This is a genomic window from Halomonas sp. HL-93 (assembly GCF_900086985.1).
In the GTDB taxonomy this organism is placed as follows: Bacteria; Pseudomonadota; Gammaproteobacteria; order Pseudomonadales; family Halomonadaceae; genus Vreelandella.
This window is the reverse complement of sequence record NZ_LT593974.1, coordinates 2818918-2837013: the sequence shown is the minus strand read 5'-3', so window position 1 is coordinate 2837013 and position 18096 is coordinate 2818918. Positions and strand designations below refer to the sequence as shown.

The 18096-nt window shown below is 56.4% G+C and carries 15 protein-coding genes; 9 read left to right on the top strand and 6 right to left on the bottom strand.

Translation table 11 applies throughout. The annotated features are described in order from the left end of the window. Positions 1-161: 161 nt before the first annotated feature. A complete protein-coding gene (locus GA0071314_RS13135; protein ID WP_074397065.1) occupies positions 162-1238 on the bottom strand; it encodes a tartrate dehydrogenase in 1077 nt (358 codons plus the stop codon). A 126-nt stretch (positions 1239-1364) separates the two neighbouring features. Between GA0071314_RS13135 and GA0071314_RS13130 the strand changes: the two genes are divergently transcribed. Further along, positions 1365-2288: a LysR family transcriptional regulator gene (locus GA0071314_RS13130; protein ID WP_074397064.1), complete on the top strand. Its 924-nt coding sequence runs from the start codon at positions 1365-1367 to the stop codon at positions 2286-2288. Between the two features lie 17 nt (positions 2289-2305). Here the strand turns inward: GA0071314_RS13130 and GA0071314_RS13125 are convergent, their stop codons facing one another. Beyond that, the gene (locus GA0071314_RS13125; RefSeq protein WP_074397063.1) at positions 2306-2839 is read right to left on the bottom strand and encodes a lipocalin family protein; all 534 of its coding nucleotides are present in this window, start codon (positions 2837-2839) and stop codon (positions 2306-2308) included. A gap of 92 nt (positions 2840-2931) precedes the next feature. Here GA0071314_RS13125 and GA0071314_RS13120 point away from each other — a divergent pair, with 92 nt between their 5' ends. Next, positions 2932-3360 carry a secondary thiamine-phosphate synthase enzyme YjbQ gene (locus GA0071314_RS13120; protein WP_074397062.1) on the top strand — a complete coding sequence of 143 codons (429 nt, stop codon included), beginning with the start codon at positions 2932-2934 and terminating at the stop codon, positions 3358-3360. 50 nt (positions 3361-3410) lie between these two features. On the opposite strand, the gene GA0071314_RS13115 is transcribed toward GA0071314_RS13120, so the two are convergent. Beyond that, positions 3411-4349, bottom strand: a complete 939-nt coding sequence (locus GA0071314_RS13115) for an ABC transporter substrate-binding protein (protein ID WP_074397061.1) — start codon at positions 4347-4349, stop codon at positions 3411-3413. A gap of 57 nt (positions 4350-4406) precedes the next feature. After that, positions 4407-5579, bottom strand: coding sequence for a TauD/TfdA family dioxygenase (locus tag GA0071314_RS13110; RefSeq protein WP_074397060.1), 1173 nt, complete (start codon positions 5577-5579; stop codon positions 4407-4409). Between the two features lie 115 nt (positions 5580-5694). On the opposite strand from GA0071314_RS13110, the gene GA0071314_RS13105 reads away from it, so the two are divergent. After that, positions 5695-6558, top strand: coding sequence for a LysR substrate-binding domain-containing protein (locus GA0071314_RS13105; RefSeq protein ID WP_074397059.1), 864 nt, complete (start codon positions 5695-5697; stop codon positions 6556-6558). A gap of 111 nt (positions 6559-6669) precedes the next feature. Then, complete coding sequence (locus GA0071314_RS13100) at positions 6670-6969, top strand: MGMT family protein (protein WP_074397058.1); 300 nt, start codon at positions 6670-6672, stop codon at positions 6967-6969. 4 nt (positions 6970-6973) lie between these two features. Here the strand turns inward: GA0071314_RS13100 and GA0071314_RS13095 are convergent, their stop codons facing one another. Together GA0071314_RS13095 and GA0071314_RS13090 are read right to left on the bottom strand one after the other, a co-directional pair. Next, the gene (locus GA0071314_RS13095; protein ID WP_074397057.1) at positions 6974-8542 is read right to left on the bottom strand and encodes a bifunctional GNAT family N-acetyltransferase/carbon-nitrogen hydrolase family protein; all 1569 of its coding nucleotides are present in this window, start codon (positions 8540-8542) and stop codon (positions 6974-6976) included. Positions 8543-8584: 42 nt separating this feature from the next. Beyond that, complete coding sequence (locus GA0071314_RS13090) at positions 8585-9505, bottom strand: DMT family transporter (RefSeq protein ID WP_074397056.1); 921 nt, start codon at positions 9503-9505, stop codon at positions 8585-8587. Between the two features lie 187 nt (positions 9506-9692). On the opposite strand from GA0071314_RS13090, the gene GA0071314_RS13085 reads away from it, so the two are divergent. From GA0071314_RS13085 to GA0071314_RS13065, 5 genes are all read left to right on the top strand, one after another. Continuing rightward, positions 9693-11714, top strand: a complete 2022-nt coding sequence (locus GA0071314_RS13085; RefSeq protein WP_074397055.1) for an NADPH-dependent 2,4-dienoyl-CoA reductase — start codon at positions 9693-9695, stop codon at positions 11712-11714. A gap of 129 nt (positions 11715-11843) precedes the next feature. Beyond that, on the top strand, positions 11844-12887 hold the full coding sequence (locus tag GA0071314_RS13080; protein ID WP_074397054.1) for a threonine aldolase family protein: 1044 nt from the start codon (positions 11844-11846) through the stop codon (positions 12885-12887). A 331-nt stretch (positions 12888-13218) separates the two neighbouring features. Beyond that, positions 13219-15141, top strand: a complete 1923-nt coding sequence (locus GA0071314_RS13075) for a PrkA family serine protein kinase (protein WP_074397053.1) — start codon at positions 13219-13221, stop codon at positions 15139-15141. A 35-nt stretch (positions 15142-15176) separates the two neighbouring features. Beyond that, complete coding sequence (locus tag GA0071314_RS13070; RefSeq protein WP_074397052.1) at positions 15177-16466, top strand: YeaH/YhbH family protein; 1290 nt, start codon at positions 15177-15179, stop codon at positions 16464-16466. Between the two features lie 26 nt (positions 16467-16492). Then, the gene (locus GA0071314_RS13065; RefSeq protein WP_074397051.1) at positions 16493-18058 is read left to right on the top strand and encodes a SpoVR family protein; all 1566 of its coding nucleotides are present in this window, start codon (positions 16493-16495) and stop codon (positions 18056-18058) included. Positions 18059-18096 lie beyond the last annotated feature (38 nt).

The following is an 18096-nucleotide window of genomic DNA, read 5'->3' as shown; positions in this document are numbered from 1 at the left end:
GAGAGCGTTGTTATGAGTGACGTGAAACCGATGTTTCAGTCACTCTCAGGAAAATGTAGAACATAAGAAGTCAAAAAACATACATTGGCTGCCTGGTTAGCTTCAACCGGGCAGCCAAAATACGAAGCGAATGCCTATGTGTATTGGTTAGTGCAATACCGTCAGCGCGACCCAATAGCGTTGGCAATGGCCTTACCGAGACTTGTCGTGGAGCCTTGCCCGCCAACATCGCGGGTGAGCACTTGGCTATCGCCTGCGCTGAGTACCGCTTCTATGGCCGTGACCATGGCGTCGCTGGCTTCTTTATAGCCCAGGTGCTCGAGCATCATCGCGCCGGACCAGATTTGACCGATGGGGTTGGCGAGGCCTTTGCCGGCAATATCCGGCGCGCTGCCGTGAACCGGCTCAAACAGGCTGGGGAAGTGACCTTCCGGGTTGATGTTGGCCGAAGGCGCAATACCGATGGTGCCGGTACAGGCAGGGCCTAAGTCGGAGAGAATATCGCCGAACAGGTTGCTGCCCACCACCACATCGAACCAGTCCGGATGCAGCACAAAATTGGCCGTTAAGATGTCGATATGAAATTTATCCACGGCAATTTCCGGGTAGCTTTTTGCCATTTCAACCACGCGCTCGTCCCAGTAAGGCATGGTGATGGAAATACCGTTGGATTTGGTGGCCGAGGTAAGCTTTTTGCGCGGGCGTGTCTGGGCCAAATCAAAGGCGTATTTGAGGACGCGGTCGACGCCGGTGCGCGTCATCACCGTATCTTGAATGACCACTTCACGGTCGGTGCCTTCAAACATCTTGCCGCCAACGCTTGAGTACTCGCCCTCGGTATTCTCACGCACCACGTAAAAATCGATATCGCCGGGTTCGCGGCCAGCCAGCGGGCTTTTGATACCAGGCATTAACTTACACGGCCGCAGGTTGATGTACTGATCAAAGCGGCGGCGGAACTGGAGCAGCGAGCCCCACAGCGAAATATGGTCTGGTACCTTGTCAGGCCAGCCCACCGCCCCGTAAAACAGCGCATCAAAGCCTTTTAGCTGATCGAACCAGTCCTCGGGTAGCATGCTGCCGTGCTCGAGATAATAGTCGCAGCTGCCAAACTCAAAAGTGGTGAATTCAAGATCAATATTAAAGTGCTTGGCGGTGGCTTCCAGGGCACGAATACCCTCGGGCATGACTTCGGTACCAATGCCGTCGCCGGCGATCACGGCAATACGATGGGCCATGGGGACTCCTTATCTGAGCGGTGTTTTCGTTGGATTTAGACGCGTTGTTTGATGAGTGTAGCCTCTATTAGCTGGGAGATAATCAGGCTATTATTCAAGCTATTGTTGCCTAAAAGTGAAGAATTAATGTCCCCACTCGATGACCTGGCGTTCTTTCAGCAGCTTGCCCGGGCGGGCAGCCTGACCGCCACGGCCCGCGATCTGGGGCTGTCACTCTCTGCTGTCAGCAAGCGGTTGAAACACATGGAGTCGCGGCTGGGCGTCGTGCTGGCGGCGCGAACCACGCGGCGGTTGACCCTGACCGCCGAGGGCGAGCGCTATCTTTCCCGTGGGGCGCTGATTCTTGATGAGTTGAATGAACTGGAGAACGACCTAGGTGAGACCGCAAGCCAGGCGCTGAGCGGACGATTGCGAGTCAACGCCACCTTTGGCTTTGGCCGGCGCCATGTGGCGCCCTTGTTGTCAGCGTTTTGTGCTGAGCACCCGGCGATAGAAAGCTGGCTGGAGCTGACCAACTTTCCGCTCAATTTGAGCGACCATGGCTTTGACGTGGGAATTCGCATTGGCGAGCCGCCGGACTCGCGCCTGGTGGCACGGCGTCTTCTGGCCAATCGCCGGGTGCTATGTGCGTCGCCAGTGTATGTGAAGGGCATGCCACCATTGACCACGCCTGCCGACCTGACCCAACATCGCTGCCTGGTCATCCGCGAAAACGACAGCGACTTTCCGCTGTGGCGGTTTGAGCGTTGTAACGCCCCTGGCAGTGGGCAATCGGTGAAGGTCAGTGGACGCCTCGCGAGCAACGATGGTGAAGTGATTACCCGCCTGGCGCTTGAAGGCCATGGTGTGATGCTGCGTTCCTGGTGGGATGTCAATGAGCACCTTGCCAGCGGCGCGCTTCTCCCCCTGCTCCCCGGCTGGCAAGGGGTACGCGCGGATTTCTACGCGGTCTTCGAACACCGCCGCCATCTTCCGCTACGCATCAGTGCCTTTATCGACTACTTACAGCAGGAAATGGCCGATAGGGTGCCGCCGTTGCCACTGACATGAGGTGTTTGACGGGCCTGCTAGAGCTCCGGGCATGCGTCACCGTGGTCGACATCAATCAGCTCCTCGGTAGGAAAGTTAAGTTCGGCAGCCCGCTTGCGCAAGCGTTTTTCTAACTCGCCGTCCATGTCCGGGGTGCGAGACAGAATCCACAGGTAATCACGGTTGGGGCCTGATACCAGTGCCCATTGGTAATCGTCATCCAACTCCAGAATATTGTAGCCACCGTAGAAGGGGCCAAAGAAGCTGACCTTTAGTCGGCCTACATCGTCATCGTCGATGAAATAAGCGCGCCCATCGGCTTCATCCCAGGCTTGTTCCTCAGGGTTGTAGCCGCGATTAATCACCTTGACGCCGCCGTCCTTGCGAAGGCTGTAATTTGCCGTGACACATTGAAGTCCTTCTTCGAAGGAATGATCCAGCCTGGCGATTTCATACCACTGGCCTAAATAGCGATCAAGCTCAAAGCCTGTAACCGGTTGGGTGCCCTCAGGAATACCCATACAACCCGCCAACACGACACTACTTAGCACCACTTTCCATGGTTTTAACATCGCTTACTCCTTGAGTGGCTGAGGTTTGCTAATTCGTCTATTGCCCATAACAATGCATAGATAGACGTATACCTGACTATAGGGTGGGAGTTATGTGGCACCAAGAGGAGATTCATTTATCCGAGCGGCCACGAGGATTTCATCTTATCACCCACGAGGTGGACGAGGCGTTGCCTTGGCTGGCGGAATGTCAGATAGGGCTTTTACACTTGCAGTTGCTGCATACCTCGGCTTCGCTGACTCTCAATGAAAATAGCGACCCGGATGTTCGCCACGATTTAGATGCCTTTATGCGACGGCTGGTGCCGGAGGGGTTGGACTATTTTCGGCACACCTTGGAAGGGCCTGATGACATGCCCGCGCATGTGGTTGCGTCCCTAATGGGGACACAACTGTCGCTGGCAGTGCGCAATGGCCGTCTGGCGCTGGGAACGTGGCAAGGGATTTGGCTGGGCGAGCATCGCGAGCAGGGCGGTACGCGTCGCGTATTGGCCACTCTCAACGGACAGTCGTTCGATTAATTGGGCAGCCACCAGCGAGCCAAGCCGCTGATGGCTAATGGCGAAAACCCTCAGTCGTTAATCTGGGCCTCAATAACAGGCCAAGCAGGGTCACCGTCGGTGGTGGTTACATCGGCAAGCATCGCCTCTACGCGTTCAGGATTTTCGTTGATCCACTGCTCGGCAACGTCTTCCAATTCGCGCTCTTCCAGGCCGAACTGCTGAATCATCCAGCTTTGCTCTTCGGCGGTGAACGTAAACTGCTCAAAGAACGTGACGGCGTTTGGTGTGGCGTCCGCGTAGTCCGCACGTAATAGTGTGAGCACTTCGCTTTCGCCATTGTTCTCGCCGAACAGGTTTTCCTCGTCGTCGAGATAGCGCATCGGCAGCTCAAGGTTCATCCAGTGCGGCGTCCAGCCAACCCACACAATAGGCTCTTCACGGGAGATCGCATCGCGGGCGGCGGACAGCATGGCGACTTCGCTGGTGTCTACCAGTTGCCAGTCGCCAAGCTTCCAGGTGTCGTTATCAATGGCGTCGTTAAGGATTTCGCTGGCTGCTGAGCCAGCACCAAAGCCGTGAATTTTGCCATCCAACTGATCACGATAGTCATCAAGGTCGGCAAAGCTTTGCAGGCCATCCTCATAGAGGTACTCGGGAACCGCCAGGGTCATCTGGGCGCCATCAACGTTATTGGCGACATCGACCAATACGCCTGACTCTTTACGCGGGTTAAACATGTCCCGCTGGGCAGGCAGCCAGGCGCCTAGAAAGGCGTCGATATCGCCACTTTCGATCCCCTGATAAATCACCTGTAAGCCGATTTCCTGGGTGCTCGTCTCGTAACCCAATGGGTTAAGCAACTGTTCGGCGATTTCAGATTTGACGGTAATGCCGGGCCAGGCGGGCACCCCAAAGTCGAGCGTCTGCTCATCGGCATGGACCGATGAAGCCAACAGCGCAGCACTGGCCAGTGCGATGCTCGAGGCGAGAGGTTTTAGGTGTGTCATAGGATCTCCTTGCTGGGTTTATTATCAATGCATGCTCGTTAATTTTTCAGACGAACCCTAGGCACTGCGCGCGAGGACGCGCAGCTTAGAGGCAAGCATGTCTCGGTCTAGATAGGTGCCCTGTAAATGGCGTGCGCCGCTGTTGGGGTCGAACTCACGACGCCCGTGCAGAACTCGGCGGTTATCGAACGCCACCATTTGGCCAGGTAATAAGGTAAATTCGAGCTGGTGCGCTTCGCTGTGAAACAGCTGCCACAAAACGCGGTAGGCGCGGTACCAGGCCGCCATTTTGGGCGCGGGAAGGTGCAGCGTGTCGCGAATCCAGTTGTTAAGGCGTATTTCAACGAGCTGGCCGTCATCGTCGAGTTTGATGACGGGTGCCCGCACGGAAATATCGTGGGTGTCATCCTGAAAGCGAAAATCGATGGTGGTTTCGCTTAGCACTTTCAGGGCTTCTGGATCCTGTTGGCGCAAGGCATTGACCACGCGGGCGCCATCGGCAAACAGCGATTCGCCGCCGCTGGCTTCGTTCTGCAGGCAGTAGAGCAGTTGAATATCGGGTGGCTGGCGCCAGTTAGGCAGATCGATGTGCAGCGGCAGGCCGACGGCCGTGTAGGCGGCATTGTTGGGGTTGGGCTTCGAGCGCACATCGAAGCGTGAACCAAAGTTGGTCGCCCGTTGCGGGCCGATACGCTCCGCCAGACGGCTGACTTCTTCCTCAACCAGCGGGCCCTCAGTGATTAACGCCAGGCCATCGCGCAGCATGGCGGTCAGCCAGGCTTTTTCGCCCTCGGGCGTCAAGAAGTCGGCATGGCGGATGCGCTCGGGAGTGAACTGGTCGCGCCAGGGGGCAGGCGATGGAACGGCCGTGGGGATCTCGGCTTCCGGGCGACGCTGGTAAAGCCAGCCGCCATGATAAGCGCTCACGTGGCCATCCTGCCACGTCAGGTAGAGATGCCCCCCTGCGAGCTCGATCGCCGGTGCTTCGCTGATATCATCAAGCGGCAGGTACAGACGTTCGCGGGTTTGCGTGTGCCGGCAGGCAGGACAGGCGCAATGATCACGAAGCCACAGCAGCGGTAGGATGGTGTGCTGGCCGTCCTGCCATGTCAGATGAACACCCTCATCGGTGGGCACCGCCTCAGTCAGCGATGGGCCGTCCTGATAGGGGGCTAATTCACCCATTTGGGGCGCCTGACGTTGCTCTTCAGCGAAAACGGCACTGTTCATGATTTTCTCCCGGCATTGACTCAATTACGTCTTGCTAGGATGGGCAGTCGCATTGGCAGTGACAAACGATTAATCTGACCCCTAAGACCTCACTCAGCTTATAGGTTGCTTTTTCATGAGCCAGTTGCCACCGCTATTATGGTTACAAGCCTTTGAATCCGCCGCGCGAACACTCAGCTTTACCGCCGCGGGTAACGAGCTGGGGGTGACGCAGGCGGCGATCAGCCAGCGTATCCGTCTGTTGGAGGATCGCGTGGGGCAGAAGCTGTTCGTCAGGCATGCCCGCAGTCTGACGCTAACCCCTGCCGGTCAGGCGTGGTTACCCAGTATTCACGATGCTTTTGCACGCATCAGCGAGGGCACATCGGAGGTTTTCGGCGTGACCAGTGAACAGCCGGTAACGCTGCGTTCAACGCCCGTGATTCAGCAGTCGTGGCTAGCGCCGAGGTTGATTCAATTGCATCGTCAGTGCCCTCACATATCGCTGCGCCTAGTGAGTGCTATTTGGCCCGATGATTTTGGCCCGGAGGGGGCGGATATCGAAATTCGTTACGGGCGAGGTGAGTGGAGCGGCGTCGAGATGTGGCCGCTTGGGAATGAGCAGCTATTGCCGGTATGTTCGCCCGATATCGCGAGAACGCTGACTTCCCCCAGCGATCTGGCTGGGCACACGCTGTTACATGCGGTGGGCTTTGGAGTTGGGTGGCCGGGGTGGTTGCAAACCGCAGGCGTGGCGCATTTGGAGTCGCATTGCCATGCGTTGACCTGTGATAACCAGGTCATAACGCTGGCGCTAGCTAGTCAGAGTGGGGGCGTTGCCCTGACGCATCGGCGCTTGCTTGAACAGCGCGATGATCTCGTGGCGCCGTTTTCGATCAGCGTTCCAAGCGAGGAGCGTTTCTGGCTGGTAAGGCCTAGCCGTCGGCAGGTGAGTGAAGACGCCGAGGTCGTATGGCAGTGGTTGCAAAAGGCGATTTAGTCAGTTCTTCTGACTAACTAACACCGTCATATATGGCGAAAACTATGTATCTTAAAGCGTGGCCCGCTCGTAACGACGAGCCATAATTCCTGCCCAGAAGGAGGTCCTACCATGCCCCGGCCAGAACTGCTCGAACAGATCTACACCATTGTCGATCAAATACCGGCGGGGCGGGTCACGACGTATGGGCGCATTGCCGCAATGACGGAAGGCGCGACACCACGCATGGTGGGATCTGCCATGCGTCATTTGCCCGATGGCCATCAGTTGCCCTGGCACCGGGTCATTGCCGCTTCGCTAAAGCTCGCCGACCACGGCGGGGCAGCCCGCCAGCATCAAAAGTTGCGCGATGAAGGCGTAGCGTTTGATGCCAAGGGGCGGGTGCCCAGGCACCTTGTCTGGCCTGATTAATTGCTTAGTCGTCGAGGTTGGCACCTGACTTCCACGACCAGTCGCGCCAGCGCAGGTCGAAGAGATCCTTGCGGCGGTCTTTCAGATTGGTTACCGAGCCTTCGGCACGTACCACCGTTAGGCGGGTTAGGTCTAAGTCCGAGAAGAAGATCATCTCAGTATTAGGCGTTGTTTCCGCCAGCACTGCGTCGTGAGGGAAGGCAAAATCAGAGGGTGAAAATACCGCCGATTGCGCGTACTGGATATCCAGGTTCTCGATCGACGGCAGGTTACCCACGCTGCCACATAGGACGACATAACACTCGTTTTCGATGGCCCGTGCTTGGGCACAGTGGCGCACCCGCAGGTAGCCATTTTTGGTGTCGGTCCAGAACGGCACAAACAGAATGTCCATGTCCTGGTCGGCAAGTAGGCGGCCCAGCTCCGGGAATTCCACGTCGTAGCAAATCAAAATACCCACGCGGCCAGCGTCGGTATCGAATACCTGAAGGTCGTCGCCGCCTTCTATGACCCAGTCACGGCGTTCCTGGGGAGTGATATGCAGTTTAGATTGCTTCTCGACGCTGCCGTCGCGATGGAACAGGTAGGCAACGTTATAAAGCCGGTCATCATCGCGAACTTCAATCATGGAGCCGCCGACAATGTTAATGTTGTAGGAGACCGCCATTCGCGCAAGCTCGGTAGTAAAGCGCTCGGTAAAGCCTGCCAAAAAGCGAATGGCACCCATTTGGTCCTGCTGAGCCTCGCGGTCTTGCAGCCCCATTAGCGGCGCATTGAACAACTCCGGGAACACGGCAAAGTCACTTTGGTAGTCCGAGAGGGCATCCACGAAGTATTCGATCTGCTGAAGCGCGGCTTCTACAGACGAAAATTCGCGCATTTGCCACTGCACCGCACCAACTCGCACTTGGGTGGGACGGGTATCCAGGACGCTCTCGGCAGGCTCAAACAGAATGTTGTTCCATTCCAGCAGCGTCGCGTAGCCACGCGACTGCTCGTCTTCCGGCAGGTACTTACGTAACAGGCGCTTTACCTGAAAATCGTTAGCCAGCTGGAACGACAAAATCGGGTCGTAAATCTCTTTACGTGAGACTTTGTCGATGTATTGGGCCGGTGAAAGCTCATCGGCATGCTGGTGATATTCGGGAATGCGGCCACCCGCCAGAATAGCGCGCAGGTTATGCGAGCGGCATAGCTCTTTACGCGCCTCGTAAAGGCGGCGTCCCAAGCGGTAGCCACGGTAGTCGGGATGAATCAGTACATCCAGCCCGTACATGGCATCGCCGTCTTGGTCGTTACGGATGATCTCACGATGGCCGATCAGGTCGTCGTACTTGTGCGGGTTTGAGAACTCGTCGTAATCCACCTGAACGGTTAGCGCTACGCCTACCAATATCCCATCGTCCTCGATAGCGATTTGGCCATCGGGAAACTCTTGAATCAGTTTGTCGATGGTGAGCTTGGGCCAGGCACCCCCAATATCGTGATACACCGCATCCATTAACGTCTTGAGCTGCTCGTAATCATCGCTCGATAAGTTACGCAGGTTAAGGTGCAGTTCTTCTAGGGACATGTTTAAGGATTCCCGGCAGTAGAAATAAGTCGCGTCATTGTATCATTGCTTGGCACTGCTCGTTTTACTCTGCGATACCTTGCGAGGTGCTAAGGGCTGGGTCAGCGTTTGCGCCATGATGACGCCAGCCAAAATTAATAGCCCGCCGATAAAGTGGAATCCCGCCACTCGTTCACCCAAAAAGGCCATGGCAATCAGCGCGCTAAACAATGGCATTAGGTTGATGAAAATACTCGCTTGGCTAGCGCCAATTTGACGAACAGCACGCATCCACAGAAAGGTGGTAATAATCGATGCTGGAATGCCCGCATACAGGATCAGTCCAATATTTTGGCTATCCACAGGCGTCATGGGCCCCATCAAATAAGGCGGCAGCAGCAACAGCACGGCAAAGCAGACCTGCGCGTAGAGCATTACCCAGGGCGGTAAATTCATCGACCAGCGCTTTAGCATTACGCCGTACAGCGCATAGCAGGTGGCGGCCATTACCATCAGCGCGTCGCCATAGGCAACCTCAAGCTGTAATAGCGAAAGCGGGTTGCCTCGACCCAGCAGAACGGTGACACCGATAAACGCTAATACGCCACCTAGCACGCCACCGCGGGTCGGCGGCTCGCGCAGAATCAAAGCGCTCAACAGCACGGTCAGTAGTGGGACCATCGCCGCCAATATGCCCATATTCGTCGCGGTGGTGGTTTCGGCGGCCACGTAAGCCAGACCCTGCCATAGGCCCATGCCCAATAAACCCAATAGGGCAAGCTTTGGCCAGTGGCGGCGGATTTCCTCACGGTGACGCAGCGCCGCGGGCAGTACAAATGGTGTCATAACCACTAACGCCAGCAGCCAGCGTAAAAACGCAATGCTGCTGGGGGCGATGGCGCCCACGGTTAACTGATTAATAGTCATGTTCCCCGACCAGATAAGCACGGTGGCGAGCGGCGGCAAAAAATACATCAAGCGCATAGCAGCGGTTCCTTATCGTTAGCCGGGTAATGTGACGCCCTTTCGCATGGTGGGCAAGACCCTTTCACAAGAACCTGACACCAGAACCAGTCACGATAACCTGTCATCAAAACAGGGGGTATACGTGACGGCCGGGATGTCATACGCTTGTTTGAATAATGTTCGAATAATACCCTGGAGAACCGTGATGACTCGTGCGCCTGCTTATCCGCATCTATTCCGTCCGATAACAGTGGGGCATTTAACGCTGCCGAATCGGGTCTTGATGGGCTCCATGCACACCAATTTGGAAGAGGCGCCCAATGGCTTCGAGCGGCTAGCGACGTTTTATGCTGAACGAGCACGCGCCGGGGTCAGCCTGATCGTCACCGGGGGGATTGCCCCCAATACCGAGGGGGCGGTGTTTCAGGGGGCTAATGCGCTAACTGATACGTCGCAGCTAGCGGAACATCGTCAGGTGGTGGATGCTGTCCATGCAGAGGGCGGGCATTTATGTATGCAGGTTCTCCACGCAGGCCGCTATGCCTACTCCCCTGAGTTAGTGGCGCCCTCGGCGATTCAGGCACCTATTAATCCCTTCACGCCCCGCGCGCTGACCAGTGATGAGGTCGAGCAGCAAATCGTCGACTACGTGCGCTGCGCGAGGCTTGCTCAGCAGGCGGGCTATGACGGCGTTGAAGTCATGGGCTCCGAAGGCTATTTGATCAATCAGTTTATCTGCCAGCGCACCAATCAGCGCGATGATCAATGGGGCGGTGATTTCGAGCGGCGGGTTCGCTTTCCCATCGAAATCGTCAAGCGAATTCGTGCCGCCGTGGGCGATGCGTTTTTGGTTATCTTCCGTCTATCAATGATTGATTTGGTAGAAGAAGGCAGCTCTTGGGAGGAAGTCGTTGCGCTAGGTAAAGCGATCGAAGCGGCAGGGGCCGATGTTATTAACACTGGCATTGGCTGGCATGAAGCGCGAGTACCGACCATCGTGACCAGCGTGCCACGAGCGGCGTTCAGCGAAGTGACCAAGCGAATGAAAGCGTCGCTTGCGATTCCGCTCATCACCACTAACCGCATCAACATGCCCGACGTGGCTGAGCGGGTGCTCGCCGAGGGGCATGCCGATATGGTGTCGATGGCGCGTCCGTTTCTTGCCGACCCGGAATGGATTCTTAAAGCCGAGCAAGGCCTGGCCGACGAGATCAACACCTGTATCGCCTGTAACCAAGCGTGTTTGGATCACACCTTTGCGGGCAAACTGACGTCTTGTTTAGTGAACCCCAGAGCCTGCCATGAAACAGAAGTTACGCTTACGCCTGCTCAGAAAGCGAAGTGCGTAGCGGTCGTCGGCGGCGGACCTGCTGGCCTTGCCACAGCCGTGGCCGCCGCCAGCCGTGGTCACAAAGTGGTGTTGTTTGAGCGCCGTGGCGAGCTTGGCGGGCAGTTCAACTACGCCCGCAAAATCCCCGGCAAGGAAGAATTTAACGAAACGCTGCGTTACTTTCGCGTAATGCTCGACAAACACGCCGTGGAGGTGCGTTTGAACACCACCGCCACGATCGACGCGCTGGCCGAGTTTGACGAGGTGGTGATCGCCACCGGCGTGATGCCCCGCGAGCTGACGTTACCCGGCGCTGACCATCCAAGTGTGCTGAGCTACGCCGAGGCCATTGAGCAGCCTGAGCGTGTCGGCCCGACGGTCGCGGTGATTGGCGCGGGTGGAATCGGCTTTGATGTATCTGAGCTTTTGGCCCACCAGGGGCATCCTACGCTTGACCTTGCCGCCTGGTGCGATGAGTGGGGCGTAGACCTGGCGGTGGGCGAGCGGGGCGGTTTGAAAGTACCTGCGCCGCCAGCCTCTCCAAGGGAAATTGTCATGCTGCAGCGTAAAACCTCCAAGCCGGGTAAATACCTGGGCAAAACAACCGGCTGGGTGCATCGCGCCTCGCTCAAGCAACGTGGCGTCAAAACGCTCACCGGCTGTGAATATCTCAAAATCGACGATGAAGGCCTGCATATCCGCCGTGATGGCGAAGAGCAGGTGCTCGCCGTGGCATCCATCGTGGTCTGCGCGGGCCAGGAGTCAGTGCGCGATCTGATCCCGCCGCTGGAACAGGCTGGCGGCCGCGTGCACGTGATTGGTGGCGCTGATGAAGCCGCTGAGCTGGATGCTAAGCGCGCTATTGATCAGGGAACTCGGTTGGCGGCTTCCTTATAACGTTGAAATGGCGATAGACTGATGAGCGACCTAGTTATTAAGTCTAACGAGTCGCTAACGTCGTGGGTGGCACCCAGCCCACGCTGCAAGACCGTCAGATAAAGAGGATTACCCACAAGGATTATCGCCATGACCTCGGAGTGTACCCCCCGATTTTTAGCCAGTGATAACACCTCCGGTATCTGCCCGGAGGCCATGCAGTATCTGCTGGAAGCCAATCAAGCCGATGACTTGGCCTACGGCAACGACCGTTGGACGGCGCGAGCCGCCGATCGCTTTCGCGATATGTTCGACTACGATTGCGACGTGTTTTTTGTGTTCAACGGTACTGCTGCCAACTCACTGGCACTGTCCGCGATGGGGCGTAGCTACCACAGTGTGATCTGCCACGAGTTGGCACACATTGAAACCGATGAGTGCGGTGGCCCCGAGTTTTTCTCCAACGGCGCAAAATTGCTAACCTCCCCGGGCGCCAACGGCAAGCTGACGCCAGAAGGCATTGAAGCGCTGGTCACTAAGCGCAGCGATATTCACTACCCCAAGCCCAAGGTCATTTCGCTAACCCAGGCGACTGAAGTCGGCACGGTCTATTCCCGAGAGGAGCTGCTGGCCATCCGCGCCATGGCGGATAAGTACGATCTGCGTCTGCACATGGACGGCGCGCGGTTTGCTAACGCCTGTGCCAGTTTGGACGCCACCCCGGCTGAGTTGACCTGGCAGGTCGGCGTTGACGCGCTGTGCTTCTCGGGTACCAAAAATGGCTTAGCGTTTGGTGAGGCCATCCTGTTTTTCAACCGCGAGCTGGCCGAAGACTTTTCGTACCGCTGCAAGCAGGCGGGGCAATTGGCCTCTAAAATGCGGTTTATTTCGGCACCCTGGCTAGGCCTGCTGGAAAGCGGCGCCTGGTTAACCAACGCGCAACACGCCAATGCGATGGCGCGTTATCTTTCCGAGGGCCTGCAGTCGTTACCCGGCATCTCGCTCATGTTTCCGACGCAAGCCAACAGCGTCTTCGTGGAATTGCCGCCCCATGCCATTGAAGCGTTGAAAGCCAAAGACTGGACCTTCTATACCTTTATTGGCGCCGGAGGCGCGCGGTTTGTCTGCGCCTGGAACACCACCGTTGAATTGCTCGACCAACTGCTGGCGGATATCCAGAAAGTGCTTGAATAGCACGTATTAAAGCACTTTATGTTGAATTAGCTCTGAACTAACCCATAGCGGGGGCTATTCGCCATGGCTGGTTTCGCAGCGCCCCGCAAAGGGTTATCGGGCCGTTTGGAGTCTCTAGTGCCGCCGTCCCGGCGGCGCTGTGCGTTGGGTCTGTCAACGCAACTAATCTACCTTCTGTACGCTCATAGAATTAATGCGTTAGCGTTGAAGTTTGAGCCATCACATTTTGCTAATGCTGACTATGCTGATAAGCGACACCTCTGTTGGGCACACCGTTTTGACATTGGCTGCTTGACGGTGACTGTCTGGGGTTGGGCTACAGGAGAGTTCCATGAGCATCTTTGATCACGTTCAAGACCGTTTTGCCCGCGTTCAGCAAGAAGACATGAGCCTTGAGGAATATTTGGCGCTATGCCGTCGTGACCCTAAGGTTTATGCCAGCGCTGCCGAGCGCATGCTGGAGGCGATTGGTGAGCCTGAGGTCATCGACACCGCTAAAGATTCGCGTCTCTCGCGCATTTTTTCCAATAAGGTGATTCGGCGCTACCCGGCGTTTGCCGAGTTTCACGGCATGGAAGAAGCCATCGAGCAGATTGTGTCCTACTTCCGCCATGCGGCGCAGGGGCTTGAGGAGCGCAAGCAGATACTCTACCTGCTGGGTCCGGTGGGGGGCGGCAAATCGTCCCTGGCGGAGCGTCTCAAACTGTTAATGGAACGTATCCCGTTCTATGCCATTAAAGACTCGCCGGTATACGAATCACCATTGGGATTATTTTCTCCCGAAGAAGACGGTGAGCTGCTCGAAAAAGAGTACGGCATTGCCCCGCGTTACCTCAAAAGTGTCATGTCGCCCTGGGCGGCCAAGCGGTTGAAGGAGTACGGCGGCGATATTTCCCAGTTTCGGGTAGTGCGCTTATATCCCTCGCGGTTGAATCAGATTGCGATCTCCAAAACCGAGCCGGGGGATGAGAATAACCAGGATATCTCGTCCCTGGTCGGCAAGGTCGATATCCGTCAGTTAGAGCTCTACTCCCAGGATGACCCCGATGCCTACAGCTTCTCCGGCGGGCTATGCCGCGCCAACCAGGGGTTGATGGAGTTCGTCGAGATGTTCAAGGCACCCATCAAGGTGCTGCATCCGCTGTTAACGGCCACCCAGGAGGGCAACTACAACCCCACCGAAGGCATGGGGGCGATTCCCTTTGACGGTGTCATTCTTGCCCACTCCAACGAATCCGAGTGGCAGGCGTTCCGCAATAACCGCAACAATGAGGCGTTTCTTGACCGGGTGTATATCGTCAAGGTGCCTTATTGCCTGCGGGTCACCGAAGAAATCAAGATTTACCAGAAGCTGCTTGAAGACTCGTCGCTTAATGCCGCGCCCTGCGCGCCGGATACGCTACGCATGCTGGCGCAATTTTCGGTGCTTTCGCGGCTGAAAGTGCCCGAAAACTCGAGTATCTATTCGAAGATGCGCGTCTACGACGGCGAAAATCTCAAGGATACCGACCCGCGTGCCAAGTCGATTCAGGAATACCGCGACGCCGCCGGGGTGGATGAAGGTATGCAGGGGCTATCAACCCGCTTTGCGTTTAAGATTCTCTCCAAGGTGTTCAACTTTGATGGCACGGAAACGGCGGCTAACCCAGTGCATTTGCTGTACGTGCTGGAACAGGCGTTGGAACGTGAGCAGCTACCCTCTGAAGCCTTTGAACGCTACATCGGCTTTATCAAGGAGTTTCTGGCACCGCGCTATGTCGAGTTTATCGGCAAGGAGATCCAGACCGCCTATCTCGAGTCCTACAGCGACTACGGGCAAAATATTTTTGACCGTTACGTCACCTATGCGGACTTCTGGATTCAGGATCAGGAATACCGCGACCCCGAGACTGGTGAACTGCTCGACCGCCAGGCACTCAACGAAGATCTGGAAAAAATCGAGAAGCCGGCGGGTATCTCCAACCCCAAAGACTTCCGCCACGAAGTGGTCAACTTTGTGCTGCGCGCGCGTGCGCAAAATAACGGCATGAACCCCAGTTGGCAGTCCTACGAAAAGCTCAAAGGCGTCATCGAGCATAAGATGTTCGCCAATACCGAAGAGCTGTTGCCGGTGATCTCTTTCAATGCCAAAGCGTCCAAATCGGACCAGAAAAAGCACGAAGATTTCGTCGCGCGGATGGTGGATCGTGGCTACACCGAAAAACAGGTGCGGCTATTGTCAGAATGGTACCTGCGCGTGCGCAAGTCTCAGTAGTGGCTGGCGCTTTAGACAAGAGCTAAGGAGGTCTTATGACCTACTTCATCGATCGCAGGCCCAACGCCAAGCACAAGAGCGCGGTCAACCGACAGCGCTTTCTGGAGCGCTATCGTAAACACATCAAGCGTTCGGTAGAGGAGGCGGTTAACCGCCGCTCGATCACCGATATGGAGCGGGGCGAGAAGATTTCGATCCCTACCAAGGATATCTCCGAACCGGTGTTTCAACATGGGCCGGGGGGCGCACGCGAAATCGTATCGCCTGGCAACAAAGAGTTCCTGGCGGGGGATAAGATCCGCCGCCCGCCTGGCCAGGGAGGAAGTGGTGGGTCGGGCGAAGGCGGTGCTTCCAATCAAGGAGAGGGCACCGACGAATTCGCTTTCACTCTGAGCCGCGAGGAGTTCTTGGAGTTCGTCTTTGATGGGCTGGAACTTCCTCACTTGCAGCGTAAACCGCTCAAGTCACTGCAGGAAATCAAAATGGTTAGAGCGGGGCTGGCGCGTGACGGGGTACCTTCGCGCATCAGTATTACCCGTTCGATGCGCGAGGCGTATGCGCGCCGGATCGCCATGCGTGCCCCGATTAAGCGAGCCCTGAAAGAAGCCCAGCAAGCGCTCGAGGCTGAAGAGCGCAAAGACTCCGTGCTGCGCAATCCGGCCCGAATCGCCGAGCTAAAGGCAGAAATTGAGCGTTTGGAAAAACGCATTGAAGCGGTGCCGTTTATTGACACCTACGACCTGCGTTATCACCAATTGGCCGCGCAGCCGCAACCCTCAAGCCAAGCGGTAATGTTCTGTGTCATGGACGTCTCAGGGTCCATGACACAAAACCACAAAGACATCGCCAAGCGTTTTTTTCTACTGCTGTATCTGTTTTTGGAGAAGCATTACGAGAAAGTCGAGCTTGTGTTTGTTCGCCACCACACGGCTGCTCGGGAGGTCAGCGAGGAAGAGTTTTTCTACTCACGAGAAACCGGCGGGACGATTGTCTCCAGCGCACTCACTTTGGTGAACAGCATTATTGAAAAGCGTTACCCGGTGGGGCAATGGAACCTGTATGTCGCCCAGGCCTCCGATGGCGACAACTGGGATGATGATTCAAACGTGTGCCGTGACCTGCTGGTCAAGCAGCTGATGCCCCAGCTTCAGTATTACGCCTATGTGGAAATCACCCCGCATGATCATCAGTCGCTTTGGCAGGAGTATGAAACGGTGGCGTCTCACTTTCCCGAGCAATTTGCCATGCGTCAAATTGTCGATGCCGGGGATATCTACCCCGTCTTCCGTGAACTGTTTAAGCGCCGCTTAAGCCAGCAGCGCTGACCGCCCGTTGAGTTGAGGAGTGCGCTATGAATGCCACCCGTAAGCCGATTGCGACCGGTTCCGATTGGAACTTCAGCGTGCTTGAGCGTTTTGATGCGGAGCTTGCGCGCCTGGCTGACGAATACCGGTTGGATACCTACCCGAACCAGATTGAATTGATCACTACCGAGCAAATGATGGACGCCTACGCCAGCGTCGGCATGCCGGTGGGCTACCACCACTGGTCATTCGGTAAGCAGTTTTTAGCGGTAGAGCAGGCTTACAAGCGCGGCCAAATGGGGCTGGCCTACGAGTTGGTTATCAATTCCAATCCCTGCATCGCCTACCTGATGGAGGAGAACACTCTGATGATGCAGGTGCTGGTGATGGCCCACGCCTGCTACGGCCACAACTCCTTTTTTAAAGGCAATTACCTGTTCCGCACCTGGACGGATGCAGAGTCCATCGTTGATTATCTGGTCTTTGCCCGCCAGTACATTGCCCGGTGCGAGGAGCGCCACGGCGTTCAGGCCGTCGAGCAGTTGCTGGATGCCTGCCATGCGCTACAAAACTATGGAGTAGATCGTTACAAGCGGCCGTCGCCTATTTCGGCGGAAGAAGAAGCCAAGCGCCAGGAGGAACGCGAGGCCTATCTGCAAACGCAGGTGAACCTGCTGTGGCGTACGATTCCCGACAGCCCGGAAGGTAGCGAATCGTTGCCCGGTAGTTTGTCGCCTGAAGAAGATGATCCGCTTGGGCTGCATAGCGGCGGGCGCTACCCGCCCGAACCCCAGGAAAACCTGCTCTATTTTATTGAGAAAAATGCGCCGTTGCTGGCCCCCTGGCAGCGGGAAATCGTGCGGATCGTGCGTAAACTGGCGCAGTATTTTTATCCTCAACGGCAAACCCAGGTAATGAACGAAGGCTGGGCATGTTTCTGGCACTACACGTTAATGAACCGGCTCTACGATGACGGCAATGTCGATGAGGGTCTGATGCTTGAGTTTTTACAGTCCCATGCGGCGGTGATTAACCAGCCAGCCTTTGATAGCCCCTACTACAGCGGCATTAACCCCTACGCGCTGGGCTTCGCCATTTTTATGGACATCAAGCGTATCTGCGAGACGCCCACCGAAGAGGACCGCGAATGGTTTCCTGATATCGCCGGCTCGCCCTGGCGCGACACGATTGAGTTTGCGATGCGTAATTTTAAGGACGAGTCGTTTATTCAGCAGTTTCTGTCACCCAAGGTGATGCGTGATCACAAACTGTTTCTGGTGGTCGATGATGATCAGGAGGAAATGTTGGAGGTGGCGGCCATTCACAATGAACAGGGCTACCGGCAGGTGCGCGATGCACTGGCAACCCAATATGCGTTATCGGTGCGTGAGCCTAATATCCAAGTCGTTGAAGCCGCGATTCGTGGTGATCGCTCGCTCACACTGCATCATGTCCAAGATAGCCGCCGCCCGCTGGCACGTAGCGTGTACCCTGTCATTCGGCATTTGCAAAAGCTGTGGGGCTTCCCCGTTCACTTGGTCTCGATGGAAGAGGGGCGCGTTACGCGGCGTTACCGGTGGCCTGTCGAGGAAATTCCTCAAGGCGAAGAATGAGGTAAGGCAGAAGAAAACATTAGGGCAGAGGCGCATGG